1 protein-coding gene is annotated in these 227 nt (G+C 61.2%); it reads right to left on the bottom strand.

The window, feature by feature from the left end:
• The coding region (locus tag O5O54_RS22325) for a transposase (protein ID WP_279484041.1) at positions 1-227 on the bottom strand (227 nt) is incomplete at both ends.

Here is a 227-nt window from a genome sequence, read left to right as displayed (position 1 = left end):
GTCGGAGACCGCCTTGCGAAGACGCTCGTTCTCCTTCTCCAGATCCTTCAGGCGCTTCACCTGATCGACCTTCAGCCCACCATACTCCTTGCGCCAGCGGTAGTACGTGAACGGCGTCACGCCGATCGCACGGATCGCTTCAGCAACCGGACGACCCTGCGACAGCAGCATGTCGACCTGCCGGAGCTTGGCGACGATCTCTTCAGGCTTGTGCTTCTTCTGCGGCA

This window comes from Aureimonas sp. SK2 (genome assembly GCF_029813115.1).
In the GTDB taxonomy this organism is placed as follows: domain Bacteria; phylum Pseudomonadota; class Alphaproteobacteria; order Rhizobiales; family Rhizobiaceae; genus Aureimonas.
This window is presented reverse-complemented; position numbering and strand designations above follow the sequence as displayed.